Origin of the sequence: Methanoculleus sp. UBA303, from assembly GCA_002501655.1 — an archaeon.
Lineage (GTDB): Archaea > Halobacteriota > Methanomicrobia > Methanomicrobiales > Methanoculleaceae > Methanoculleus.
The window spans coordinates 36,884-62,272 of the sequence record DANY01000031.1 but is presented as its reverse complement, the minus strand read 5'-3'; the positions used below and the strand labels follow the sequence as shown (position 1 = coordinate 62,272).

Annotated in this window: 25 protein-coding genes; 14 read left to right on the top strand and 11 right to left on the bottom strand. The window is 62.4% G+C overall.

Features of this window, described 5'->3' with window-relative positions:
• Nucleotides 1-8: 8 nt before the first annotated feature.
• From BP846_RS07295 to BP846_RS07280, 4 genes are read right to left on the bottom strand one after another with little or no spacing between them, the layout of a single operon-like run.
• A complete protein-coding gene (locus BP846_RS07295; protein ID WP_292393910.1) occupies nucleotides 9-368 on the bottom strand; it encodes a DsrE family protein in 360 nt (119 codons plus the stop codon).
• Nucleotides 369-373: 5 nt separating this feature from the next.
• Nucleotides 374-604 carry a sulfurtransferase TusA family protein gene (locus BP846_RS07290; RefSeq protein ID WP_292393908.1) on the bottom strand — a complete coding sequence of 77 codons (231 nt, stop codon included), beginning with the start codon at nucleotides 602-604 and terminating at the stop codon, nucleotides 374-376.
• Nucleotides 605-608: 4 nt separating this feature from the next.
• Complete coding sequence (locus tag BP846_RS07285; RefSeq protein ID WP_292393906.1) at nucleotides 609-809, bottom strand: sulfurtransferase TusA family protein; 201 nt, start codon at nucleotides 807-809, stop codon at nucleotides 609-611.
• A gap of 58 nt (nucleotides 810-867) precedes the next feature.
• Nucleotides 868-1,110, bottom strand: a complete 243-nt coding sequence (locus tag BP846_RS07280; RefSeq protein ID WP_292393904.1) for a sulfurtransferase TusA family protein — start codon at nucleotides 1,108-1,110, stop codon at nucleotides 868-870.
• Nucleotides 1,111-1,795: 685 nt separating this feature from the next.
• Here BP846_RS07280 and BP846_RS07275 point away from each other — a divergent pair.
• From BP846_RS07275 to BP846_RS07265, 3 genes are all read left to right on the top strand, one after another.
• Nucleotides 1,796-2,338, top strand: coding sequence for a pyruvoyl-dependent arginine decarboxylase (locus tag BP846_RS07275; RefSeq protein WP_292393902.1), 543 nt, complete (start codon nucleotides 1,796-1,798; stop codon nucleotides 2,336-2,338).
• 324 nt (nucleotides 2,339-2,662) lie between these two features.
• Nucleotides 2,663-3,952 carry an aspartate--tRNA(Asn) ligase gene (aspS, locus tag BP846_RS07270; RefSeq protein ID WP_292393901.1) on the top strand — a complete coding sequence of 430 codons (1,290 nt, stop codon included), beginning with the start codon at nucleotides 2,663-2,665 and terminating at the stop codon, nucleotides 3,950-3,952.
• Nucleotides 3,949-4,851 carry a methionine synthase gene (locus tag BP846_RS07265; RefSeq protein ID WP_292393899.1) on the top strand — a complete coding sequence of 301 codons (903 nt, stop codon included), beginning with the start codon at nucleotides 3,949-3,951 and terminating at the stop codon, nucleotides 4,849-4,851. The genes aspS and BP846_RS07265 overlap by 4 nt, the downstream gene beginning before the upstream one ends.
• Here BP846_RS07265 and BP846_RS07260 read toward each other — a convergent pair.
• Both BP846_RS07260 and BP846_RS07255 read right to left on the bottom strand, forming a co-directional pair.
• Nucleotides 4,848-5,432: an RAD55 family ATPase gene (locus BP846_RS07260; protein WP_292393897.1), complete on the bottom strand. Its 585-nt coding sequence runs from the start codon at nucleotides 5,430-5,432 to the stop codon at nucleotides 4,848-4,850. The two genes, BP846_RS07265 and BP846_RS07260, sit on opposite strands and share 4 nt — an antisense overlap.
• Before the next feature lie 76 nt (nucleotides 5,433-5,508).
• A complete protein-coding gene (locus BP846_RS07255; protein WP_292393895.1) occupies nucleotides 5,509-7,035 on the bottom strand; it encodes a class I adenylate-forming enzyme family protein in 1,527 nt (508 codons plus the stop codon).
• 252 nt (nucleotides 7,036-7,287) lie between these two features.
• Here BP846_RS07255 and BP846_RS07250 point away from each other — a divergent pair, with 252 nt between their 5' ends.
• Complete coding sequence (locus BP846_RS07250; protein WP_292393892.1) at nucleotides 7,288-8,892, top strand: S41 family peptidase; 1,605 nt, start codon at nucleotides 7,288-7,290, stop codon at nucleotides 8,890-8,892.
• 279 nt (nucleotides 8,893-9,171) lie between these two features.
• On the opposite strand, the gene BP846_RS07245 is transcribed toward BP846_RS07250, so the two are convergent.
• Complete coding sequence (locus BP846_RS07245) at nucleotides 9,172-11,589, bottom strand: CDC48 family AAA ATPase (protein ID WP_292393890.1); 2,418 nt, start codon at nucleotides 11,587-11,589, stop codon at nucleotides 9,172-9,174.
• Nucleotides 11,590-11,635: 46 nt separating this feature from the next.
• On the opposite strand from BP846_RS07245, the gene larC reads away from it, so the two are divergent.
• Both larC and radB read left to right on the top strand, forming a co-directional pair.
• Entirely contained in the window at nucleotides 11,636-12,829 is a 1,194-nt protein-coding gene (gene larC / locus BP846_RS07240) for a nickel pincer cofactor biosynthesis protein LarC (protein WP_292393889.1), read from the top strand.
• Nucleotides 12,826-13,503, top strand: coding sequence for a DNA repair and recombination protein RadB (gene radB, locus BP846_RS07235; protein ID WP_292393887.1), 678 nt, complete (start codon nucleotides 12,826-12,828; stop codon nucleotides 13,501-13,503). Before larC ends, radB begins: the two co-directional genes overlap by 4 nt.
• On the opposite strand, the gene dapF is transcribed toward radB, so the two are convergent.
• Nucleotides 13,490-14,308, bottom strand: a complete 819-nt coding sequence (dapF, locus tag BP846_RS07230) for a diaminopimelate epimerase (RefSeq protein WP_292393885.1) — start codon at nucleotides 14,306-14,308, stop codon at nucleotides 13,490-13,492. The two genes, radB and dapF, sit on opposite strands and share 14 nt — an antisense overlap.
• Nucleotides 14,309-14,604: 296 nt before the next feature.
• On the opposite strand from dapF, the gene BP846_RS07225 reads away from it, so the two are divergent.
• Nucleotides 14,605-14,883, top strand: coding sequence for a DNA-directed RNA polymerase subunit L (locus BP846_RS07225; protein ID WP_292393883.1), 279 nt, complete (start codon nucleotides 14,605-14,607; stop codon nucleotides 14,881-14,883).
• A 42-nt stretch (nucleotides 14,884-14,925) separates the two neighbouring features.
• On the top strand, nucleotides 14,926-15,570 hold the full coding sequence (locus BP846_RS07220) for a class I SAM-dependent methyltransferase (RefSeq protein WP_292393880.1): 645 nt from the start codon (nucleotides 14,926-14,928) through the stop codon (nucleotides 15,568-15,570).
• On the opposite strand, the gene BP846_RS07215 is transcribed toward BP846_RS07220, so the two are convergent.
• Nucleotides 15,551-16,168, bottom strand: a complete 618-nt coding sequence (locus BP846_RS07215; protein ID WP_292393878.1) for a translation initiation factor IF-2 subunit beta — start codon at nucleotides 16,166-16,168, stop codon at nucleotides 15,551-15,553. The two genes, BP846_RS07220 and BP846_RS07215, sit on opposite strands and share 20 nt — an antisense overlap.
• A gap of 93 nt (nucleotides 16,169-16,261) precedes the next feature.
• Here BP846_RS07215 and purL point away from each other — a divergent pair, with 93 nt between their 5' ends.
• Entirely contained in the window at nucleotides 16,262-18,334 is a 2,073-nt protein-coding gene (purL, locus tag BP846_RS07210; protein WP_292393876.1) for a phosphoribosylformylglycinamidine synthase subunit PurL, read from the top strand.
• Here purL and BP846_RS07205 read toward each other — a convergent pair.
• The gene (locus BP846_RS07205; RefSeq protein WP_292393874.1) at nucleotides 18,328-18,822 is read right to left on the bottom strand and encodes a flavodoxin family protein; all 495 of its coding nucleotides are present in this window, start codon (nucleotides 18,820-18,822) and stop codon (nucleotides 18,328-18,330) included. The two genes, purL and BP846_RS07205, sit on opposite strands and share 7 nt — an antisense overlap.
• A gap of 53 nt (nucleotides 18,823-18,875) precedes the next feature.
• Complete coding sequence (gene ilvC / locus BP846_RS07200; RefSeq protein ID WP_292393872.1) at nucleotides 18,876-19,865, bottom strand: ketol-acid reductoisomerase; 990 nt, start codon at nucleotides 19,863-19,865, stop codon at nucleotides 18,876-18,878.
• 127 nt (nucleotides 19,866-19,992) lie between these two features.
• Here ilvC and mptA point away from each other — a divergent pair, with 127 nt between their 5' ends.
• From mptA to frhB, 5 genes are all read left to right on the top strand, one after another.
• Nucleotides 19,993-20,934, top strand: a complete 942-nt coding sequence (gene mptA / locus BP846_RS07195; RefSeq protein WP_292393871.1) for a GTP cyclohydrolase MptA — start codon at nucleotides 19,993-19,995, stop codon at nucleotides 20,932-20,934.
• 225 nt (nucleotides 20,935-21,159) lie between these two features.
• Entirely contained in the window at nucleotides 21,160-22,527 is a 1,368-nt protein-coding gene (frhA, locus tag BP846_RS07190) for a coenzyme F420 hydrogenase subunit alpha (RefSeq protein ID WP_292393869.1), read from the top strand.
• A gap of 10 nt (nucleotides 22,528-22,537) precedes the next feature.
• Entirely contained in the window at nucleotides 22,538-23,116 is a 579-nt protein-coding gene (frhD, locus tag BP846_RS07185) for a coenzyme F420-reducing hydrogenase, FrhD protein (protein ID WP_292393867.1), read from the top strand.
• A 109-nt stretch (nucleotides 23,117-23,225) separates the two neighbouring features.
• Complete coding sequence (gene frhG / locus BP846_RS07180) at nucleotides 23,226-23,987, top strand: coenzyme F420 hydrogenase subunit gamma (RefSeq protein ID WP_292393865.1); 762 nt, start codon at nucleotides 23,226-23,228, stop codon at nucleotides 23,985-23,987.
• A 10-nt stretch (nucleotides 23,988-23,997) separates the two neighbouring features.
• Nucleotides 23,998-24,885 carry a coenzyme F420 hydrogenase subunit beta gene (frhB, locus tag BP846_RS07175; RefSeq protein WP_292393862.1) on the top strand — a complete coding sequence of 296 codons (888 nt, stop codon included), beginning with the start codon at nucleotides 23,998-24,000 and terminating at the stop codon, nucleotides 24,883-24,885.
• The last annotated feature ends 504 nt before the right edge of the window (nucleotides 24,886-25,389 follow it).

Sequence of the window (25,389 nt, the reverse complement as noted above, 5' to 3'; positions counted from 1 at the left end):
CCCGCCCCCTAGAACGTTATGACCGCGTCGGCGTCGATGGCAAGGTCGTTTAAGGTGAGCGCGCCAACGACCTGCCCCTCTGCGATGAAGTCGCCCCGGTCCAGACCGAGGAGCTGGGTGCTCTGCTCGCAGATGTAGATCTTCGCCCCCGCGGCGATCGCCTGGTCCCTCATCTCCGAGAGTCTCGGGAAATTGCCGACCTGGATCTCCTCCGCCGCGCCTTTCTTGACGACCGTCACCCCCTTGATCATGAAGTAGATGTCGGCGTCGATATCCGTCGCACATGCCGTCATCGCGAGAACGAACGGTGCATACAGCCGCTCCGGGGTGTCGGTGCCGCTGGTCTGGATGTAGAGTATCCTTGCCATACGTTTCACGCTCCTTTCCGGATAGAGAAGGTGATCTTCTCTCCTTCTTTCTCCTCGCCCACGATATCGTGGCCCATCCGTCTTGCCCAGACCCTGACGTCCTCTCCGGTGGGCTGGTTGTCCACGTCAACCTTCAGGACCCCGCCTCTCGCCAGCCGGTCCATCCCCTCTTTGAGCAGGATGACCGGCGCCTGGCAGTAGGCACCCCGGGCATCCACGTAGCCTTCGGCATCCATCCGATCACTTCGCCTCTGCCGTTGCCGCCGCTCCCTTGCGCATGACGAGGGTCGTCACACCTGAGGCGACGTGCTCCTCCTCGATCACATGCCCGTTCTCACCGGCCCAGGATCTGACTGCCTCTACCAGATCCGGCTTATCGGTCGTCACCTGGAGGATCTGCCCCTCGTTGAGCGCCTTCATCTCTCCGTCAATCGACAGCATAGGCGACTGGCATATGCCAACGCAACTGACAACCTTATCCGCGTACACTCACATCACCTCACTTCATCTTCCGGATGGAGAACCTCATGACTCCGCCATCCTTTTCGAACTTCACGATCTCGTGCCCCACACGATTCACCCAGCGCCGGATATCCTCCTCTGCTGCCGGGTCGTCCGCCTCAACCAGAAGCACCTCTCCGACATCGATCTTCTCGATCGCCTCTCTGGTCATAGCGATTGGCATGGGGCAGTAGAGCCCGAGACAATCCACGACCACCGAGGGTTTGATATCCTCTTTCATCTCTCCACCTTCCGTTATGGGCCGCGTGTGGGAATCCGGGTGCCGTGACGCTCTCCCGGCACACTCCCGGTTGCACCGGATCATGCACCATCCTTTATAAGCGTTCCTCCAGGAGGGCGCCTGTGGTATGGGACGTTACCAGAGAGCCCTGAGGACTCCGGGGGAGGAACAGAAGGACCATACGCCGTCTCCCGCCGCCTGGCGTCACCGAGAAAGACCTGCTTGGGGGGTGCAACGGGGGGGTTATGGAACCGGTCTCGTGTGAGCAAGGCCGGGAGGCGGCGACCGCGTCTCTGGATGCAGTAGAGGGTGCCCCAGGGTGAGAACTGGTGTCTCCGGCGGACGGTGGCGCCTCGCGACCTCATCGTCCGGGTGCGCCCCTGCTCCCGGGCCGCTCTCCGGGTGCGCTTCATCGCTCACCCCGAAGAATTCTGGAGTTTCTCCGATATAGTAGATTATAGCAGTGATTCCAGTTCAGGCCGTTCTGCAGGTGAAGAACGGCAGGACCGAGGGCCGTTGCGGTCACCCCGACAGGTTCTAAAATCCGGTATATTTCAGGCTATTTTACGATTTACCCGCATTTTGCCGGACTAATGCGAAAAATAGGGAAGATTCGGCCCCATTCTTAATTTGTGCCTGTTATTACCGAAAATTTTAAAAAATCCAAACGATAAGAAGATCTTTAATGTTCGTTCCGACCAAGTGTTTCTTTACGAAGGGTGTGGGCATCCACAAAGACAAACTGGCATCGTTTGAACTGGCTCTCCGCCAGGCGGGCATCGAGAAGTACAATCTGGTCTACGTCTCGAGTATCTTCCCCCCGAACTGCCAGCTGGTCTCGAAGGAGGAAGGCTTAAAGCACCTCTCTCCAGGCAGCATCGTCTACGTTGTCATGGCCCGGAATGAGACCAATGAACCGAGCAGGCTCGCATCCGCCGCCATCGGCCACGCGATGCCGAAGGAGAGCAACACCTACGGCTACCTCTCCGAGCACCATGCCTACGGGGAGACGGCGGAAGTCTCGGGTGAGTATGCCGAAGACCTTGCGGCAACCATGCTTGCGACAACGCTCGGCATCGAGTTCGATCCCGACCGTGCATGGCAGGAGCGGGAGCAGATCTATAAGGCCAGCGGCCAGATCATCAGCACGACCCATACCTGCCAGGCAGCGGAAGGGGTTATGGACGGCCGCTGGACGACAGTCATCGCCACCGCAGTCTTCCTGTGAGAGCCCGGCTCTCCCTCTTTTTGCATGATAGAGAGTCCGGAACGTTCGCGCTCCCGGGCATTGGCTCCCCTCGTGGCGATCCGTCAGGTGCGCAGGCCACCACGGTCCACTGCTATGTCGGTGAACCCGGGGAAAACCCGACATCCGGCACCCTGATTTTCATCCGTGCAGCATGAGGCCGCGCCCCATAGGTTTTTCCCGGTGGTTGTCCGGGACGGGGCTTATCCAGTCACCCAGGAGACCCCCTCTCCCGGCGGGGAGCGTAAGACAAAATACCTCTCCGGGCCCATATGGTACCTAGGTTTTAAAATGCCAGGTTTTAAAATGCGTCTACCAATACGGGCCGTAACCCCGGAAACCGAATCAGCCGAGATCATCGGCTGGGTGCACGAGGTCCGTGATCTCGGAGGACTCTCGTTCTTCCTGATCCGTGACCGGACCGGCATCATCCAGGTGACCATCCCGAAGAAGAAGGTTTCGGCGGAGATCCTTGAGGCCGCCCGGAACGTCTCACGAGAGTCCGTGGTCAGGGTTCAGGGCAGGGTAAAAGCGATCGAGAAAGCCCCGGGCGGGCGCGAGATCGTCCCCGACGAGCTCGAGATCATCAGCATCGCAGAGAGCCCGCTCCCGCTCGATGTCGCCGAAAAGGTACCCGCCGAGATGGATACACGGATCGACTCCCGGTTCCTGGATGTGAGGAAACCACGTGTCCGCGCCATCTTCTTCATCCGCTCGGCGGTGACCTGCGCCGCGACCGAGTTCCTCCACTCCCGGGGCTGCATCAACATTACCACCCCGAAGATCGTCGCCGCCGCCACCGAGGGCGGTACCGAACTCTTCCCGATCGCCTACTTCGAGAAGGAAGCGTTCATGAACCAGAGCCCGCAGCTCTACAAGCAGATGATGATGGCTGCCGGGTTCGAGGCAGTCTTTGAGATAGGCCCCATCTTCCGCGCCGAGGAGCACAACACCGTCCGGCACCTCAACGAGGCCACGTCGCTCGATGTGGAGGTCTCGTTCGCCGACCACAACGACGTCATGGAACTCCTTGAAGACCTGATAATCTACGTCTACGATTACGTCGCGAGGACCTGCGGGGAGCACCTGGCGGAACTCGGGGTCGACCTCGCTGTCCCGGCAAAGCCGTTCCCCCGGCTCCCCTACGTGGAGGCGATCGAGATCGCGAACCGCACCATCGAGGAGAAACTCTCCTTCGGCGACGACCTCTCCCCGGCGGCTGAGAGGGCGATCGGCGACGTGATCGGGCAACACTACTTCATCGTCGACTGGCCGACCGATATCAGGCCCTACTACGCGATGCCTTACCCGGACCGACCCGAGTTCTGCAAGGCGTTCGACATGATGCACCCCCGGATGGAGCTCTCCTCCGGGGCCCAGCGTATTCACGACCACGACCTCCTTGTGGAGCGGATCCGCGCCAAAGGTCTCTCTCCGGAGAGCTTTGAGTTCTACTTGAAGACGTTCCGCTATGGCATGCCCCCGCACGCCGGTTGGGGGCTCGGTATCGAGCGCCTGGTGATGACGATGCTCGGTCTTGGGAATATACGCGAGGCGGCGCTCTTCCCGCGGGATCGGCACAGACTGACTCCATGACCCTGACAAGCATGCGCCTCCCGACCACCGTGGTCGGGAGCTATCCGGTGGTGAAAGGCTCGGGGATTCGCGCTCTCATGGATCCCCTGAAGCATGCGGTTGAGGTAGCGGTCGCCGATCAGGTCAGCGCCGGGATCGACATCATATCCGACGGCCAGGTGCGGGCCGACATGATCCGTGCCTTCACCTCCCATCTCCCCGGCATCCGCGGGTCCGCGGTCGTCGGGAAGGTCCAGCCGGCCCGGCAGCCCATAACGCTCGCGGATACGAGGTATGCCCTCTCCCGGCACGCGAAGGTGAAGGGGATCCTCACCGGCCCGAGCACGCTCGCGCATGGTTTGAAGATAGAGACACCGTTCTACCGGAACAAGGACGAACTGGTCCTGGACCTTGCTCAGGCGCTCGCGGTCGAGGCGGGCTACCTTCAGGACGCCGGAGTCATGCTCCTCCAGATCGATGAGCCCATCTTCTCCACGGGGGCTGCAAACCTCACTGTCGGCCGCGAGGCAGTGAGCGCGATCGCCGGCAGGCTCCGGGTGCCCACATGCATCCACGTCTGTGGAAACCTCGGGCACGTCGTAGACGACATCCTCCGGACGAACGTCGCTATATTTGATTTTGAGTTCGCGAACAACCCCGCAAACCTGGAAGTGCTCTCGAAGAAAGACCTGCGCGGCCGGATGATCGGCTACGGGTGTGTGGACTCGGCCGACCCGGGTGTCGAGAGTGTCGAGACCATCCGGAAGCGTATCGAGGCCGGGGTCGACGTCTTCTCGCCGGAAGCAATGCTCATCGATCCGGACTGCGGCCTGCGGATGCGGACACGCGACGAGGCATTCGGAAAACTGAAGAATATGGTTGTTGCGGCAGGACTGGTCCGGGCCGAGTATACGGCCTAGACCACCCTGCTCGTCGTCGAGAGTTCAAGGCCTCTCGCGATGATGTGGTAGGGGATCACCCGCTGCGGCACGTTCGAACCTTTGAGTTTCTCGATGGCGAGCGTCCGCTCGAACTCGTTGCCGTGGACCTGGTGCCTGAGAGTGATGAAGATGTCGGCGGCACGCATCATCCGCGCCTCTTCGAGGGGGCTGTGGAGGCCGGTGTAGAGGAGGTAGACGATGTTTGCCCCTCCCTCGATGATCGCCCGGGTATCCCGGAGAACAAACTCGGTGGCTGCGTCGATACCCCAGGCAGCGATCAGCGTGGAGAGAGAGTCCACGACGATCCTCTCACCCTGCATGGCCCCGGCCAGTGCCGCTGTATCCATACCCCGTGCGTCGGTCATACCCTCCCGGGGCACGGCATCAAGCATCAGGTAAGCGCCCGTCCTCTCCCCCGCCCGCCAGAACTGCTGCGCCAGGAGTTCAAGGCCGCTCAAGGGAGATCCGGAGATGATGATGCAGTTGCCCGGCGGAAATCCTCCTTCGAGTGCAAGGTCCAGTCCTGCGATTCCTGTTGAACGTCTGGTGGTGTCTGCCACGCCTGTACCTCGGATGTATATCAGAAGTATCTATACGCTGCCTTTTCCTTAAAACTACCTCGTTAGGTGCGATTCTTTACGCTCCGCCGGCATCGCAGTACTCCTCCCGGAGACGCTTCCGCAGGAGTTTCCAGCCGTTCACCCGGGGGATCTCGGCCGCCAGGATGACCCGGCGGGGGACCTTGTAGCCTGCGAGGCGGTCGCGGGCGAAAGCGATGATATCGTCGGGAGTGACGCCGCCTTCCGAGGGAACCACCACGGCCACCGGCACCTCGCCCCGGCGAACATCCGGGCACCCGAAGACTGCTGCGTCGCGGACCCCCGGGTGCTGCACGAGGACGTCCTCGACCTCGGTCGGGTAGATCTTCCAGCCCGACATGACGATCATGTCCTTCTTCCGGTCGGTGATGGAGAGCATTCCGTCCTCGTCCAGGTGGCCGACATCACCAGTCAAGAACCAGCCGTCGGGGAGGAAGACGGCCCTGGTCTCCTCCGGCATCTGCCAGTAGCCGAGCGCCACCGCCGGTCCCCTGAGGGCGATCTCGCCGTCAACGCCTGGCCCGAGTTCCTGGCCGGGGTCGTCTGCATCGACGATCTTCACCTCCGAGAACCCGACGGGTGTACCAACGCTCCGGAACTCGTCGGCGGCCGCGTAGTGCTCGGGGCGGATGGCAGTCCCGGTCCCGACGACGATGGTCTCGGAGAGGCCGTAAGCGTTGACGACCGGGATTTTGAACCGCTCGTGGAAGGGTTTCCAGATGCCGGGCATCAGGGGGCCGCCGCCGCTGATCATCACCCGGGCTGTGGCAAGCGCCGTCTCGGTCCCGGGCGGGGTCTGGAGAAGGGAGTGGATCACCGGCGGCATGCCGGCGACGATCGTGGCCCGGTATTCGCGGGCGAGGTCGAGGTAGTGGGCGAGGTCGAACCGCTCCATGACGACGTAGGTTCCGCCCGCACGGAGGGTGGCGATGCCCCAGCTTATACCGACATGTCCCATGGGGTAGATCCCGAGGTAGACGTCGTCGGGGGTGATCCTGAGGACGTCCCGTTCAGCGTCCATTGCCGCTATCCAGTTCCCGTGCGTGAGCATCGCGCCTTTCGGCTTCCCGGTGGTGCCGGATGTGTACTGAATCTGGCAGAGGTCGTCGAACCGGCAATGGGCGGCACGGAGGTCTGGGGGTGCACGGAGGAGATCGGCCCACGTCTCCCCGCCGACGGCGACGACATGCCGGAGGGCCGGCGCCTGGTCCCTGATGCGGCCGACGAGGGCTGCACCCTCCGCGTCGGTGATGACGGCGGCGGCCCCGGCGTCGCGGACGGCGTAGAGGACCTCGTTCTCCCGGTAGACCCGGTTCGTCGGGACGGCGACGGCGCCGATGCGCCAGAGGGCGAGGTAACCGATGAGGTACTCCGGGGAACTGTCCAGGTAGATGCAGACCCGCTCCCCGCGCCCGATCCCGAGGTCGAGGAGGCCGCGTCCGACCCGGGCAACCCGGTCAAGGAGGTCGGCGCGGGTGTAGGATTCTCCCCGGGAGGGGACGACGAGAGCGATCTTTGCTGGGTTACAGGCGTTGGCATCGAGAAACGTGGTACAGTTCGGCATGGGGGGGCTCCGTGTTGCAGGGTTGCGCTTTGATGTATATGCTTGTGCATAGTGCGGTAAATAGGTTGCCCCGGGGGGTACGGAGCGATCGCGGTCACGAATCACCGCCGGGGTATCGCTGCAAACCGTCACGGTTTTTGACGTCTTCGGTGCGCGAAAACGCAACGGTCAAGTCTTACGGTGAGAAACGGATGTTCACGGTAGATTATCGTGCATCCAAGGGATTTACGCCTGGTGAAGGCTGGATTACCCATGCTGTTCCTGGTTCTCGCTCTCGTGCAGCCGGTATGTGCCGGACTGTACACCGATTCGTGCGGGATGGTATGGACGGACACCTGCATCCCGTTCGAGCAGGACAATGAGACGGCCTACAACGAAGAGCTGATGGCATCCTTTGCGCCCATCATGGACAATCTGACAGAGGTTCCCGATTTCGGCAACCACTCCTGGAGCGACGCCTTCCGCGAGACCTGCGCCTATATGGAAGAGCGCTACGCCTTCACGGAGTGGCGCGGCGTCGACTGGGATTCGCTTTACGCGAGGTATGCCCCCGGGATCGCGGAGGCCGAGAAGAACCAGGACAACGCCGCATACTACCGCACACTCCGTGAGTTCGCGGCCGCCATCCCGGACGGACACGTCATAATCCTCTCCCCTGATGACTTCGGGGCGAAGTACGCCGATATCGGCGGGGGCTACGGGCTCGCCGTCGCACGGCTCGATACGGGCAAGGTCATCGTGACCTGCGTCGCGGACAGAAGCGACGCGGAGAAGGCGGGGATCCGGTTCGGCGACGAGGTGGTCTCGTGGAACGGCCGGTCGATCGGGGATGCGATCAACGCGACATCGATCATCTGGGCCCCGGTCAAGCCTTCGACCGGGGAAGGAATCCTCCTCCAGCAGCAGCGGTTCCTGACCCGGGCGCCGGTTGGCACTCCGGCAATCGTCGGGATTGCCAGTCCGGAGGGTTCGGTTCCGCGTACGGTCAACCTGACCGCGGCGGAGGACGGCTACGAGACCCTCGCCCGGACGAGCATCTTCCTCGGCCGCCCGGTGAACGACGTGGAGGCCGGGACGATGGCGAATATCAAAGCGATCTTCTCGAACGATACCGTGACCACCCGGACCCTGCCGGGCGGGATCGTCTATATCGCGGTCTACGAAGAGGCCTATGAAGTCTACCAACCCTTCAAGGCGGCGGTGAAGGACGCGATCGCGAAGGATGCGCCCGGCATCGTCATCGACCTCCGGTTCAACCGGGGCGGGGACGACAACCTGGCCGCCGCCTACGCCGGGTGGTTCGTGGACCGGCCGGTCTTCTACGAGTACGGCACCTCGTACGACCCCGGGACCGGGGAGCCCGCGGTTCTCTGGGAGGCCTGGACACAGCCCCGACCCGACCGCTATGAGGGCCCGGTCGCGCTCCTCGTCAGCCCTTATACCATCAGCTCGGGCGAGGGCCTCCCGAAGGTCTTTGCCGAATCGGGAACGGGCGCGATCGTCTCGTGGTACGGGACGAACGGGGCGTTCGGCATGGAGTCGATGGGGCCGCTGCTGCCCCTCGGGATCCTGACCGCCTTCCCGACGGGCGCGTCGCTCGATGAGAGCGGGAGTATTCAGGTGGACAGCAACGCGTCGATGGTCGGCGGGGTCGCCCCGACGGTGCGGGTGCCGCTTGACGAGGATACCCTGGCGCGGGCGATGGCCGGGGAGGATGTCCAGCTCGCGTATGCGGTCGAGTGGATCGAGGCGCAGGCGGAGAACACGACCGTGGTGCCGTCCCAGAAGGCGGCGCCGGGGTGGGCGGTCGCGCTTGCGGCGCTTGCGGTTGTTGCGGTCCGGTACGGTCGGCGGTGAGGGCAGGGGTAGGCCCCTCCCTCTACCGACATTCCGCGACTGCCAAATTTCCTTTCCTTGCGTCCTTCGCGCCTCCACGTGAGGCACTGTAGCAAGGAAAGCGATGTGGTCTCACGCGAAGCCCATCCCAAACCGGGGCTACCCGGAGACCGTATGAGGCCACTCTCCAGAGCCGCTCCCATTGCAAAAGCACCTATGTTTCGGGACGGATTCGCATTTTTGGGATGGGAATGGCCGCCGCATAAAAACAGTTCTCCGGGGATACCCCCGGATTCCCGCTCACTGGTATTCCGGCGGCTGGATATCTTTCGGCAGCCCACCCTTGAAGTGCTGCTGCACCTTCTGGTAATATTGCCGCAGCCGCTCGTTCATCGTCGCGTGCACCTTCTCCTGCGCCCGGTCGAAGTGTGACGGGTTCACGATGGGGGCGCCCTCCCGCATCGCAAGCATGGCTGCTTCCCGGCCGAGCGCCTCAAGGTCCGACCCGACAAACCCCTCAACTCCGGTGGCAATCTTTTTGATGAGCCGGTCCCGTACGGGGTCGTCGAGGGTCACCTTCTGCTGGGAGAAGAGGTCGACGATCTTCCTCCTCCGGAGGTAGCGTGGGAGCCCCTCGTCGCTGCTCACCACCATCGCGGCACGGTGGCTCCTTACGTCTTCGGCGCTCACGCGCCGGTTGGCCCCGACGGCCAGGACAAGGTCCTCGAGCTCGTTCTCCGAGAGCCCCTCGGTCATCTCCACGAGATCTTCGATCGTAGAACCCTCGATCGGCATGTAGCGGGTGTGAATCGCGAGGATCTTCTCCCGGTCATCCCGCCCGGGCTCGCCTATGTAGACGAGCCGGTCGAACCTTCCGGGCCGGAGCAGTGCCGGGTCGACCATATCCGGCCGGTTCGTCGCACCCATCACCACCACGCCCCGGAGCTCCTCGAGGCCGTCGATCTCCGTGAGAATCTGGTTTAGAACGCTCTCGATCACGTGCGACTCGGAGCCGCCTCCCCGGGCGGGGGCGAGAGCGTCCAACTCGTCGAAGAAGATAATGGACGGCGCCACCTGCCGGGCCTTCTTGAAGATCTCGCGGACCGCCCGCTCGCTCTCGCCCACCCACTTCGAGAGGAGCTGGGGACCCTTCACGGGGACGAAGTTCGCCCCGGTCTCGCTCGCGATCGCCTTTGCGATAAGGGTCTTTCCGGTCCCCGGCGGGCCGTAGAGGAGAACGCCCTTCGGGGGCTCGATCCCGAGATCCTCGAACTGGTCCCGCCGGGTGAGCGGGTACTCCACCGCCTCGCGGATCTCCTGCTTTGCCTCGTCAAGGCCCCCCACATCTTCCCAGGTAGTGTGAGGCACCTCAAGGAGGATCTCCCGCATGGCGCTCGGGCCCACGTCACGGAGGGCGTCGCGGAAGTCCTTGCCCTGCACCTCCATCTTTTCGAGGATCTCCTGGGGAATCTCCTCGGCTTCCAGGTCGATCTCGGGGAGGTAACGCCGGAGCGCCTTGATCGCCGCCTCACGGGCGAGAGCGGCGAGGTCTGCCCCGACGAACCCGTGGGTCTGCTGGGCGATGAAGTTGATGTCTACATCGTCCGCAAGCGGCATACCCCGGGTGTGGATATGGAGCACCTGGATCCGGTCGTCCTCCGGCGGGACCCCGATCTCGATCTCGCGATCAAACCTTCCGGGACGGCGGAGAGCAGGATCGATGGCGTCGAGCCGGTTCGTGGCCCCGATCACCACGACCTGTCCCCGCTCCTCAAGCCCGTCCATCATCGTGAGGAGCTGGGCCACCACGCGCCGCTCGACCTCCCCGGTCACTTCCTCGCGCCGGGGGGCGATGGAGTCGAGCTCGTCGATGAATATGATGGCGGGCGCATGCTGCCGGGCGTCCTCGAAGACCTCACGGAGCCGTTGCTCGCTCTCGCCGTAGTACTTCGAGATCACCTCCGGCCCCGCTATAGAGATGAAGTGAGCTCCGCTCTCGCTTGCGACCGCCTTTGCGATGAGGGTCTTCCCGGTCCCCGGCGGGCCGTAGAGGAGAACACCCTTCGGGGGCTCGATCCCGAGTTTCCGGAAGATCTCCGGGTGACGCATGGGGAGTTCGATCGTCTCGCGGACACGTTGCAGTTCACCCTTCAGGCCGCCGATGTCCTCATAGCTGATCCTCTTTACACCCTCAAACCCGGCGGCGGGCTTCTCGGAGAACTCGATCTTCGTGTTCTTGGTTATGATCACGGCGTTCTCCGGCTCGACCACCACGGCCTTGAACGCGACAAGCTGGGGCTGCATGAACGGGAGCCCCGCCTGGATCGGCACAGAGTCGTTCTTCACGATGGGAAAGTCGATCAGTTTGTTGACGACGCTGCTGTAGTTGATGGGGAGCTGCTTGGGGAGATCCTCGGGAGGCGCGAGCACCACCCGTTTCGCCTCGACCTCCTCGTCCAGCGTCTTTATCTTTATGCGGTCCCCTATGCTGGCACCGGTGTTGAGCCGGGTGAAGTTATCGATCCGGACCTTCCCCTGGTGCCAGTCGTTCACCATGGCACGCCAGACCTTGGCCACGGTGCGACGCTTCCCTTCGATAGCAACAAGGTCTCCGGGGCTGAGCCGGAGCTGCAGCATGGTATCAGGGTCAAGCCGTGCCTTGCCCGCCCCCTGATCCTCCGGATAAGCGCTATCTACTTTCAAGTATATCTCGGGCATTACCTCTAGTTCTTATATTTCGGGGATTTATAAGTACTGGAGACGCATGAACATACTTCTCTTCGACCCGTTCAACGGGGCCGCAGGCGACATGATCATCGGTTCGCTCCTTGATCTGGGTGCGGATGAGGGGCTCATCCGGGCAGCCATGCGCTCCGTCGTCGGTGAACCGACAATTGAACGGGTAGACCGCTCCGGCATCCGGGCCGTCCAGGTGAAGACGCATGCCCCGGTCGACCACCGCACTCTTACCGAAGTGCTCGACCGGGTGGCCGGGAGCGATGCCCCTGCCCCCGCACGGGAGATGGCCCGGCGGGTCTTTCTCCGTATACACCGGGCCGAAGAGAGCATCCACGGGACCGGGGCGCACTTCCATGAGGTGGGTGCGGACGACGCCGTCGCCGACGTGGTCGGGGCCTGCACCGCCCTCCACTCCCTCGACGTCGACGGTGTGGCCGTCCGCCCGGTCGCCCTCGGCCGGGGGTTTGCAGTAGGTGCCCACGGCACCTTTCCCATCCCGGCTCCCGCAACGGTGGCGATCTTTGCCGCATCGGACCTGCAGACGGTCACCGGGAACGAGGAGCGGGAGCTCTGCACGCCGACGGGGGCCGCTCTCCTCGCCGAGTTCTCGACGGTCCGGCCGGAGGACCTCGGCCCGACGGGCATTAAGGCGGTCGGCTATGGGGCCGGGAGCAGAAACCCGGCGGGAAAACCAAACGTCCTCCGGTCGATGCTCCTCTCTGCAGAGGAGCAGACCAACGGCGACCGGGTCGACATCCTTGAGACGAACGTGGACGACGTGACCGGGGAAGCCCTCGCCTACACGCTCGGCCGCCTTATGGAGGAGGGGGCACGGGACGCAAGCGCCATCCCTCTCGTGATGAAGAAGGGACGGAGCGGCCACCTTGTCAGGGTGGTCTCCCATCCCGATACGACCGACCGCCTCGTGGGGGTGATGGCCCGGGAACTCGGGACGCTTGGTATACGGTGTATCCCGATGGTCCACCGGGCGGTCGCGGAGCGGACGGTCGAGCCGGTCACGGTGAGACTCCGGGACAGAGAGTGGACGATCGACGTCAAGTGCGGGTGGTCGGAGGGGAAGATCACCTCGTTCAAGGCGGAGTATGAGCAGGCAGCGGCGTGCGCCCGGGAACTCGGGATCCCGCTCCGCGAGGTCACCGGGACTATTGAGGCCGCTGCACGGGCGCAGTTCATCGAGCGGGGCGTGCTCACGCCATGAAGTCGGACCGGGTCAGCACGGGGAGCCAGGCCCTCGACGACCTGCTGGGCGGCGGGCTTGAGCGGCGGACGATAACCCAGATCTACGGCGAGGCCGCGAGCGGCAAGAGCACCCTCTGCCTGATGGCGGCGGTGGCAAATCTCCGGTCCGGGAACTCGGTCGTCTACATCGATACCGAAGGGTTCTCGGTGGAGCGATTCAGCCAGATCGCCGGGGAGAACGCCGGGGCGTTTGCGGACCGGCTCTACCTCTTTGAGCCGATCGACTTCGCCCAGCAGGGAGCGATGATCGCCGATGCGGAGGGGCTCCTCCGGAAGAGAGAAGACGCCCCTGTGGGCCTGCTGGTGATGGACTCGGCGACCGCCCTCTACCGGACCGAACTCGACCTCGGAAGGGAGGCGTTGCGCAAGTTATCCCACCATATGGTCAAACTCCTCGGGCTTGCGAAGAAATACGATATACCGGTCCTGATCACCAACCAGATCTTTATGGATGTGGAACGCGACCGGGTCTCCGGCCTTGGAGGGACGGCACTTGAGCATATCTCAAAGGCCATCGTGAGGCTCGAAAAGAAGGATAGCGTCCGGCGGGCCATGCTCCGGAAGCACCGGTCCCGGCCGGAAGGGCTCTCGTTTGATTTTGTGCTCACCGGGGACGGGATCAGAAAGGTATAACGCCCGCAAAGACCGTCTCGGCGGGACCTTCCATGGTGACGGCCTCTCCGAAGCGGATGACGAGCGGACCCCCTTTTGTCTCCACCTTTACAGTCTCCCCGACTTTCCCGAGGTGGTGGGCGACCGCTGCCGACGCAGTGGCGCCGGTGCCGCAGCTCTCGGTCTCGCCCTCGACGCCGCGCTCGAACGTCCGGATACGGAGCGTGTCACTGCCGGCGTCCTCAACGAAGTTGACGTTTGCACCCTCAACGAAGGTGGGATGGTTCCGGATCGCGGGGCCGACGGTGGCGATATCGACGGCGCCGATCTCTTTCACGAAGACGACGGCGTGAGGGACACCGGTGTTCGCGGCATGGACGGTGAACCCCCGGATCTCCTCTTTATACTCCCCGTTCCCGGTGGCGGGAATGGTGCTCCGCTCGAACGCGGGTGTTGGCATGGTGATGGTCGCGGTGAACTCGTCATCCGCGTAGCCCATCATCACCGGGACGATCCCGGCCCCGGTCTCGACCGAGCAGGATTCTTTTACGTAGCCGGCGTCGTAGGCGTACTTCGCAAGACACCTGATGCCGTTCCCGCACATCGCCGCCTCGCTCTCGTCGGGCTGGAAGAGCCGCATCCGGGCATCGGCTTTATCGGACGCCTGGAGGAAGAGGATGCCGTCGGCGCCGATGCCGAACCTGCGGTCGCAGTAGAGCGCCGCGAATCCTCCTTTCATCTCTTCGGGGATGACCTCGCTGTTGTGCTCGTCGATCAGGATAAAGTCGTTACCGTTTCCTTGCAGTTTGGTGAACGCGATCTCCATAGTGTAGCCTCTCGTTCGTAGGTATTAGGAGCGGCGGGTGATAAACCGTAGGGGTTCGGGGCGGGTGGTTGCCAGCGACCCGCCGCAGCACCCCGAGATGCCGCGACAGGCGGGGTGACTGCGGACGGGCGGGTTCGTCCGGTTGATGAAACGGTCTGGAAGGCGTCCGAGGGCGGGTCCGCTGTGCCCGGCATGTACCTGAATTACTGATGCGGGGAAGGAACAGGTTTTTCCGTCCCGGGCTCTCACCCATACCTATAATCCCTCTCAAAACCAAACATACGGTGCATATGGCCATGAAACTCAAACTTCAGGAGCTGACTGACGACAAGGCCCGGATCCTCTTTGAAGGCGAAGGCAACACCTACATCAATGCGCTCGCCGTTGAACTCCTCAACGATCCCAAGGTAGACGTGGCGCAGCACAGGCAGGTATTCCAGTTCTCGGACCCCGAACTGGTCGTCACCACGATCGATGGCCGGCCCCCTCTTCTTGCAGTCACCGATGCGGCAAAGCGGCTCTCCGGCTACGCCGGTGAACTCCTCCGGCAGATGGAAGCTCTCGATACCGCGTAGGCGGGAGAACCCACATAGGGCGGGGACCCACACAAGGTGGCCATGAAGAAGAGTGCTGAAGGCTTCACCCGGATTGCCCGGGAAGTCTTTGCCCCCATCTACCCCGTCATCGCAGAGCAGGTGCTCACGTGGTCAGGAATACGGGACGGTCTCTCGCTGGACCTCGGGAGCGGTCCCGGCCTTCTCTCTGCAGCGCTTGCGGAGAAGAGCGGCCTCTCCGTCATCGCGCTCGACACCGACCCGGCCATGGCCCGGATCACGCATGAGACCGCCGCCGGACACGGCTGCGCAGACCGGATAACCCCAATCACCGGCGACGTCCACTGCATGCCGGTCAGGGACGACACCGTCTCGCTCATAGTCAGCCGCGGCTCGATCTTCTTCTGGAAGGACCGGGTGCGGGCATTCCAGGAGATCGAGCGGGTTCTCCGGCCCGGCGGCGTCGCGCTCATCGGCGGCAGTTTCGGGACTCCCGCGCTCCGCGAGACCATCTTCACCGAGATGCGGCGGCGGAACCCTGACTGGGACCGCGACGTCGCCCGGAGGAGCGGGTGGGCGACCCCCGAGGTGCTCCTCCGGGAACTTGCGGCAAGCGGGGTGGCTCTCTATCGTATCCGGAAAGAAGAAGAGGGGTTATGGGTGGAGATCCGGAAAGACCCGACCCCGGTTACTCGGCACGCTCGGTGAAGATGATCGTCCCGGCGATCCGGGTGATCTTCACCTTCACGGTCTGGCCCGGCTTAGCATTGGCGACATACATCGTGTAGCGGTCTATCTTTACCACGCCGTCACCGCGCTTCGAGAGGAACTGGGGGGTGACATCCATGATTGCACCCTCGGTCGGTTTCGCCGCCGCAGAGGGGTCTACGGTCGATCTGCGCTTCCTGACCGGCCGGTGGCCGCCGCAGGCGTCGCACCGGAGCGTCAGGATCCGGTCGCTCTTGACCAGGCGGGTATCAGGTTTTCCACACTCCGAGCAGATGACGTAATCCTCGACGTAGCCCCGGATGATCGCGTTGATCTGCTCCTGCTCGAACTTCCCGGAGAAGACAGCCCGCGTCCCCTCGATCTTGCCGGCAGTGCCGAGCTCACCGAGGAGGTGCTTCATCAGGTGATCCTGTTCGCGCCGGAGGATGCCCGCAATCTCGGCAAAGTTCTCGAGGACCGTGGTCTTCCCCTCGATGAAGGCGCGGACGGCAGGAACCGTGAACCGATCTTCAAACTCCGTCGGCTCAGTGATATTGGTATACGCCTCCTTCAGAAGGTCTTCATATGACGGGGTCATACCCCACTATTGGTCGCGCCACGTCAAAAAGTGAGTACCTCACACCCGTCTTGCACACGCTTATGTAGATAGGCAACCCACCAGTTTTACAGTATGTTATCGGCTCAGGACCTTGCATTGCTGCGAAAAACCCTCGGGCGCGACGCGACCGACGTCGAGCTTGCCTGCTTTGAAAATCTCTGGAGCGAACACTGCAGTTACCGGTCCACCAAACCCCTCCTGCGGACGCTACCGACGGAAGGGAACGATGTGCTGCTCGGGCCGGGGGACGATGCCGCGATCGTGCGGTTCAGCGATACCTGTGCCCTCGCCATCGGGATGGAGAGCCACAACCATCCAAGTTACGTGGACCCCTACGACGGCGCCGCCACCGGCGTCGGCGGGATCGTCCGCGACATCCTCTCTATGGGCGCTCGCCCCATCGCCCTGATGGACCCCCTTTATTTTGGGCCCCTTGATACGGAGAAGAACCGCTACCTCTTCGAGCACGTCGTCGCCGGCATCGGCGACTACGGCAACTGCATCGGGGTGCCGGTCGTCCGGGGCGAACTCGTCTTCGATCCCTCATACTCCGGAAACCCGCTCGTGAACGTCGTCTGCGTCGGGACCGTGGACCCCGGCCGCTACATCACCGCACGGGTGAAGGTGCCGGGCAGCCACCTGGTCCTGATCGGCTCATCAACCGGCCGGGACGGTCTCGGCGGAGCGTCGTTTGCTTCCCGGGACCTCTCTGAGGATGCGGAGGCCGCCGACCGGCCGAGCGTCCAGGTCGGCGATCCCTACACCGAGAAACTCCTCATCGACGCGATCCTCGAGATGGCCGAGACCGGAAAGATCCTCTCCTGCCGCGACCTCGGGGCGGCGGGGCTTGCCGGGGCGTCGAGCGAGATGGCGAGCACGTTCGGAGCGGTCATCTACGCGGACCGGGTCCATCTCCGGGAGACCGGGATGGTCCCCCGGGAGATCATGCTCGCCGAGTCCCAGGAGCGGATGCTCGTCGAGGTGGCCCCGGAGGACGTCGCCCGGATGGGGGCGATCGCGGAGAAGTACGATCTCCGGTGGAGCGATATCGGCGAGGTGATCGCTGATGCGCGCTACATCGTGAAGTTCCACGGTGAGGTCGTTGCCGACCTGCCCGTAGACCTGCTCGTCGGCGGGGCGCCGCTCTGTGCCTGGGACAAATCGCCCTACTCGGCGGAGACACCGTTCGCCCGCCCGGAGACGCCGGTAAAGGATCTCGCGCTTGCGATCCTCGCGCATCCAGACGTGGCGAACAAGGACTGGGTCTATGAGCAGTACGACAGAGACGTCCAGCTCCGGTCGGTCTCGCTCCGCCACGACGCCGCCGTCCTCCGCCTGGAAGATAAAGCCCTCGTCCTCTCCTGCGGGTGCAACCCCCGGCACATCTACCTAAAACCCTTCGAAGGGACGGCGAACGCCGTCATCGAGAACGCGAGCAACCTCGCCTGCCTCGGTGCCGACCCGCTCTGCATCGTCGACTGCCTCAACTTCGCAAGCCCCGAACACCCGGAGATCTTCTGGCAGATCGAGCAGTGCGTGCTCGGCCTCGGGGATGCAGCACGGAAGATGGCGATCCCGATCGTCGGCGGCAACGTCTCGCTCTACAACGAGAGCGACGAGTTTGGAACGCAGATCAAGCCCACGCCGTCGCTCGGCATGGTCGGGCGCGGTGAAGTCCGGGAGTGGACGGCGCCCGCCGAAGGCGAACTCCTCGCCCTGATCGGGAGGACGTTGCCCGACTTTGGGGGATCGGTCCTCGACGCCGTGACAGAGTGCGGCGGCTCCGCACCCGCGATGGCCGACCCGGCCGCGGTCGCCATCGTCCGCGACCTTGTCCGGGGCAACCGGGTCACGACCGCGACCGACCTCTCCCGGGGCGGACTCCTTGCGGCGCTCGTGAAGGTCGCGCCCCAATCGGACGTCAGCCTCGCCGGCGACCCCATGGAAGAACTCTTCTCCGAGACCTACGGCCGGTTCCTGGTCACAGTCAGGGACGAGTCGGCCCTCGTCGGGGTGGAGCACCGGACCATCGGCACGGTCGGCGGCGACGCGCTCACCCTCCGGCTGAGGGACGGGACCGTCGTCATCACGCCGGATGAGTTAGAGACGGCGCTCACCGCGACGACCCGGAAGATGCGTTACTGAACTATCTTCTCTTTTACCGGCAACCGGACGAGGTCGGCCAGGGCTTCCACCGCCCCGGCGTTCCGCATGTCCCGCTCGGTGAACGGGACCCCGCCCCGGACGTCGGCGCCCCGGTCTACGAGCAGCGCCTGCATCGTCTCGAGCGCCTTTCCCGGCGCCCCGCGCGATGTGCAGAAGACAAACGCAGTCTTTCCTTCGATCCCCCGCAAGGCGGCGACGGCCGCGTTGACAGCGGGTGTCGGGTTGCCGGCCCAGACCGGGCTTCCGATGACGACGATGTCGTAGGCGGAGACGTCAATGACAGAAGGTTTGATATCGGCTTTCTTCCCCCGGACGGCTCTTGGAGCGCCTTTGAGGTACATACCGATCTTCGAGTATCCCGCAAGGTCCTGTACTTCTACAAGGTCGCCACCGGTCGCAGCGGCGAGCCGTTCGGCCACGGTCCGGGTGTTGCCGGTCTCCGAGTGATAGATGATGCAGACGGGCATACCGGAGGGTAGCGCCGGAGAGCATAAACCGGTATCGGCCGGGAAAAAAGGGGTTACTTCTTGAACTGCGGCATGAACCCGCGGAGTTCCTTACCCACCTGCTCGATCAGGTGCTCCTCATCCGCCCTCGTCAGCGCGGTGAAGACCGGGCGGTTCACCATGTTCTCAAGCATCCACTCCCGCGCGAACTCGCCGTTCTGGATCTCCTCGAGAATCTCCTGCATCGCCGCATAGGTCTCTGGTCCAATGACGCGGGGACCGCGCGTCAGGTCGCCGTACTGGGCGGTGTTGCTGATCGAGTCGCGCATCTTCGTAAACCCGCCCTCGTAGATCAGGTCGACGATGAGTTTCATCTCGTGCAGGACCTCGAGGTAAGCCATCTCGGGCGCGTATCCGGCGTCCACCAGGGTCTCGAACCCGGCCTTGATGAGCGAGGTCACCCCGCCGCAGAGGACCGCCTGCTCACCGAAGAGGTCGGTCTCGGTCTCCTCCGCAAACGTCGTCTCGAGCACGACCGCACGGGTCGCGCCGATCCCCCGGGCGTAGGCGAGCGCGATGGCGTGCGCCTTCCCCGTGTAGTCCTGATGGATGGCGATGAGGGCCGGGACACCCTTCCCCTCCTCATAAGTCCGCCGGACCATGTGGCCGGGTCCCTTCGGGGCGACCATGACCACGTCGACGGTAGGTGGTGGGACAATCTGTCCATAGTGAATGTTGAACCCGTGCGAGAACATCAGGCAGCCGTTCTCTCTGATATTCGGGCTGATCTCGGTGCGGTAGACTGCCGCCTGGTTCTCGTCGGGAAGGAGGATCTGGACGATATCGGCACGCTTCACCGCTTCTGTCACGGAATAGACCTCAAAACCGTCTTCGGAAGCTCTCTGCCAGCTGCTACCGGGCCGCAGGCCGATGATGACCTGACAACCGGAATCACGCAGGTTCAGTGCCTGCCCGCGGCCCTGGGAGCCATAGCCGATGACGGCAATGGTCTTGCCTTCCAGGGTGCGGGGGTCTGCGTCGGACTCGTAGTATTTCTGCACCATAGGTTCTCATTCTCGGTTAGGCAGCAAACAAGATAAATATTATATCAAGGAACCGCTGCTACCCGAGGGGTTATTTTAATGTTAATGAAGAGAAACCTTACTCCTATACACTTATTGAGGATTTGTAATGGAACTGCCAGATGTCCAGTCCAGCCTGCCGGAGGTCCGTATCAATCTGACCAGGGTGGGTGTGAAAAACGTTCAAAAACTCGTTGAAGTCGCCCGACCCGGCAAGCGGCCGGTCATTTTCATCTCCAAATTTGACGTCTTCGTCGACCTGCCGGGAAGCCTCAAAGGGGCAAACCTTTCCCGGAACTTCGAGGTGATCGATGACGTGCTGCAACAGGCCATCGACGGAGAGGTGAAGGTGATCGAGGAACTCTGCAGCGCGGTCGCGCGCAAGCTCCTCGACCGGCACGAGTACGCGGAGCGAACCGAGGTCCGGATGCAGAGCAAGTTCATGGTCCGGCGGGAGACACCGATCAGCGAGACCAGTTGTCATGAAGTGGTTAACGTCCATGCCAGTGCGATCGCCCAGCGGAACGATGGGAGCCCGATCATCCGAAAGAGCATCGGTGCCGAAGTGACCGGGATGACCGCCTGCCCCTGCGCCCAGAATATCATGAAGGACCATGCCCTGCATGTCCTTGAGAACCTGGGCGTGGCGGAGGATAAGATCGATGCGTTCTTCGAGGAGGTGCCGATGGCCACGCACAACCAGCGTGGACGGGGTTTCCTCTGCATCGAGACCGATGACGACCAGCACGTCAGCCTCGAGAAGATCATCAAGATCTTGAAGGATTCCATGAGTGCGCGTATCTACGAGCTTCTCAAGCGGGGCGACGAGAGTTACGTCGTCATGGAAGCCCACAAGAACCCCAGGTTCGTTGAAGACTGCGTCCGTGAAATGGCCCGCAAGGTTATCGCGCAGTTCCGGGATCTCCCCGGGGATTCCGTGGTCACCATAAAACAGACGAACGAGGAGAGTATCCACCAGCATAACGCCTACGCAGAGCGTAAGGCGACGATAGCGGAGCTCGTCGCGGAGATGGATGAGGGCTCGCTATAGATCCAATATTATTTTTTAACAATTATAATAAGTTAACCTATTTTAACAGCAAATATTACAAACGACAGGATTTGTAATACATTCGGATGTACTGAAACGAAAGGTATAAACTCTGTTTTCGTCATAATCCATGTTGACGTACCCACGTACGTTTCCAGTACAAGATAGTGTGGTAACACTGGTATAGTATTCAGAACACCATAATATCGGAATGAGGCGATATATTTGTCGAAAGTTGTAGAGATTTCCCCAACAACGAGACATGAAGGCCACTCAAAGCTCGTTCTGAAGGTCAACGATGAAGGCATCGTCGAGCGTGGAGACTGGCTCAGCATCACCCCGGTGAGGGGTATCGAGAAGCTCGCCATCGGCAAGACGATGGAGCAGGTCCCGAAGATCGCATCACGCGTCTGCGGTATCTGCCCTATAGCACATACGCTGGCGGGCATTGAGGCGATGGAGGCGTCGATTGGGTGCGAGATCCCCGACGACGCGAAACTTATGCGTTACATCCTGCAGTGTGCCAACAGGATGCACAGCCACGCCCTGCATAACATCCTCTCCCTCCCGGACATGTACATCCCGGGGACCGACACAAAGATCAACCCGTTCACCAGGGAAGAGCCGGTCAGGAGTGTTGCCCTCCGGATCCAGCGGATCCGTGAGATTGCCCAGACCATCGGCGAGATCGTCGGCGGAGAGGCCATCCACCCGAGCAACCCCCGCGTCGGGGGCATGTACAGAAGCATCAGCCCGCGTGCGAAGGCGAAGATTTACGACCTCGCCAAGGAGGCACGGGTCCTCACGCAGCAGCAGATGGAGTTCATGATCGCGGTCTTCCGGAACTACCAGAAGCGCGACTGGGCTGAAGTCGGCGGCGTCGAAGTCCCGATCCCGAAGGACCTCGGCTACCACAACCAGGGCTACATGGCCACCGCGCCGGTCTACGGCAGCTCGAGCCTGGATGAGAACCCGGCCTGGTTCCCTGAGCGGTTCACCGAAGTCCGCCCCTGGGACTGGTACATGGGTGAGGTAGAGATCGACGAGGCCGACCCGAACTACCCGGTTGGCGGCACCACCCCTGTAGGGACCAAAGCCTGGCCCCAGATGGAGGCCTGCACCGGCGTCCCGCTCTACGACGGCCAGCCGGTCGAGGTTGGGCCACGTGCACGCCAGGCCATCTTCAAGAACTACGACGAGAAAGGCACCATCGGCCTGCAGGTCGCACGCCAGATGGAGTTCCCCGAGACCGCTTACGGCATCATCGACGCGCTGGACGCGCTCGACACCTCCGGATCGGTGCTCGCGGAGACTATCCCGCAGGGTGACGGATCTCTCGGATGGGCCGCGAACGAGGCTCCCCGTGGAACCGACGTCCACCTCGCCAAGGTCAAGGACGGCAGGGTGCAGTACTTCTCGATGCTCGTCCCGACCACATGGAACTTCCCCACCTGCAGCCGTGCACTGACAGGTGCACCCTGGCGGCTCGCGGAAGTCGTCATGCGTGGATACGACCCCTGCGTCTCCTGTGCGACGCACATGCTGGTAATCGACGAAGATAAGAGGTTAGTGGCCCAGAAACTCATTCAGTGAGCGTACACGCATGCTATTCCGTGAGATCGTGATCGCAGGGTGCGGCAATCCCCTCTATGGAGACGATGGGTTCGGCCCTGCAGTCGTAGAAGAACTCCAGAAGTTACAACTGCCCGACAACGTCAAGGTCATCGATGCCGGCCTTGGCGCCCCTCACTTCCTTTTTACGCTGATGGAAGATGCAGAGGTGCCTGTGAAGAAGTTGATCATCATCGATATCGCCGATTTCGGCGCAAATCCCGGTGATGTGACGAAACTCCGGCCAGAAGACCTGCCACCGGGCGCCTACCGGGATGCCCATTCATGGGACCTTTCCGAGCCGCTGCAGCGATTAAAGGACATCATCGATATCACGATCATCGGATGCCAACCGAAGCGTGTCGCGAGCCATGAGTTTGAACTGGGGCTCACTGAGGAGGTTGAGGGGGCCATTCCCAAAACAGTGCGAATCGTACTGGAGGAAATTGGGGTAGAATATGGGGCTGCTATCAACCATCAAGGAACGCATCTTTGGGCGTCATCAGGAGAAACCGGCGAAGATGCCGGGAAACCAACCGGAGCAAAAACCGGAGAGACCCCTGGAGAATAAGCCCACGGTGAAGCCTGCGGCGAGCCAGCCGCCGACGAAGCCCGCGGTGAAGCCCTCTGATGTGATTGTAAACGAAAAGGTGGAAGTTGTACAAAAGGAGGAAAAGCCTGTGGCAGATAAGATTTCAATAGGTGAATTACACCTGAGCGGATGTACGGGATGCCTCGTGACGCTTGCGGATAACTACGAGGGTCTCTTCAAGCTGCTCGATGATTATGCGGACCTGGTCTACGCGCTGACACTGGTCGATGTGCGCCACGTGCCTGCGATGGACGTATGCCTGGTTGAGGGTTCGTGCTGTCTTGATGACAAACTCTCGGTAGAGGAACTCAAAGAGGCGAGGGCGAAGTCGAAGGTGCTCGTCGCCTACGGCGCCTGCGCGGCCTACGGCAACATTACGCGATTCTGCCGGGGCGGCCAGTGGAACCAGCCCGGTCAGGAGGCGTTTGTGCCCATCAGCGAGGTCGTCGATGTCGACCTCTACCTGCCGTCCTGTCCCCCGTGCCCCCAGGCGGTCAGGAACGTCGCCGTCATGGCCTACCTGCTGCTTCGGGGCAACGACGAGCAGAAGAACCTCGCGACCGCCTACCTGACGCCGCTGATGCAGCTTGCACAGCGCGGCGACACAGCCTGCGGCTGCGACCTGATGTATGATGTCATCAACCAGGGGCTCTGCATGGGATGCGGAACCTGTGCCGGCACCTGCCCGGTTCGCGCCGTCACCATGGAGTACGGCAGACCGAACGTGAACCGTGACCTCTGTATCAAGTGCGGTGCCTGCTACGCGCAGTGCCCGCGGAGCTGGTTCAACTTCGACGTCATGAACAACTACGAGGGCATCATGGATGCCATCAAGGGAGCCATGCAGTGAGGTGAGAAAGATGGACGTACTCGGTAACTACAAGTCCGTAATCTCGGCGCGTTCGACCGACAGGGACATCCTGAAGAAGTCCCAGGACGGCGGCATCATCACGACGCTCTTTGCCTATGCGCTCGAAGAGGGCATCATCGACGGTGCCATCGTCGCGGGCCAGAGCGACGAGCCCTGGAGACCCCAGCCCGTGGTCGCGACCACGAAGGCCGAACTCCTGGCCGCCGCCGGAACGCGCTACACCATCAGCCCGAACCTCTACCTGATCAAGGAGGCGACCCGCAGCTACGGTCTCGACAGAGTCGGCATCGTCGGGACGCCCTGCCAGATGCAGGCGACCCGGAAGGCCCAGGTCTACCCGATCGGCATGCGGGACGTCGACGATAAGATCGCGCTCGCGCTCGGCATCTTCTGCATGGAGAACCTCTCCTACCAGGCGCTCGAGGCCATGGTCGAGGACCACTGCAACCAGAAGATGGAGTCCGTCAAGAAGATGGATATCGGCAAGGGCAAGTTCACGGTCTACACCGAACGCGGTGCAGTCAGCCAGATGCCCTTGAAGTTGATCCACAAGTACGTGCAGCCCGGCTGCCACGTCTGCCTGGACTACGTCGCGAACCTCGCCGACATCTCCAGCGGCTCCGTGGGCAGCCCCGACGGCTGGAGCACGGTCTTTGTCCGGAGCACGAAGGGCAACACGGTCTGGGACGGCGCCATCGCCGCCGGTTACTTCGAGACGAAGCCTATCGGCGAGGTCAAGCCCGGCCTCGACCTCGTAAAGAAGCTCGCCACGGAGAAGATCACGAAGAACCAGAAGAACGTGGACGCTCGTAAGACGATAGGTCTCAAGGCGGACGGAACCCCCAAGGGTCTCCGGAACCCCTACGAGTCTCCCTGAAACTCTCTTTTTTTCTCACAGGCAAGGGCGCTTCACCGGAGCCTTCTCACTCTCGATTGAGCGGGAGCGTTCGGAGGTCCCGGAAAAGGGAGAAACTGGTGTTCTTTCGAATATTCCGGCGAGTTCCCGAGGTCTTCCGGGAGGTCACCGATGAACCTGTTCCAGAACGGTCTGAGGATAACGATATGACCGACCGTGTAGCAGGGCGACGAAGTGGTCTCTTCCCCGATCGGTCCGTAGAAGAACCCGTCCTGTGTCCCGGTCTCCCCGAAGACCGCGCCGAGGATGATGGCGCGCCCGATCTGGGCGAGGTTGACATCGTTGCTGGTTTGCGGCGTCAGCGGATCGGGATCGGTGCCGTCAAGGAAGACCGTCCCTGTCGGTGAGCGGGGCGGAGCCAGCTTCGGAACGTCGGTAGGGATGCTCGGGTACCTGAACCTCAGGCAATACGGAACCGAAGTCGGCGATCAGCAATTTCTCAATGAGATGATCCCGAAACACCTC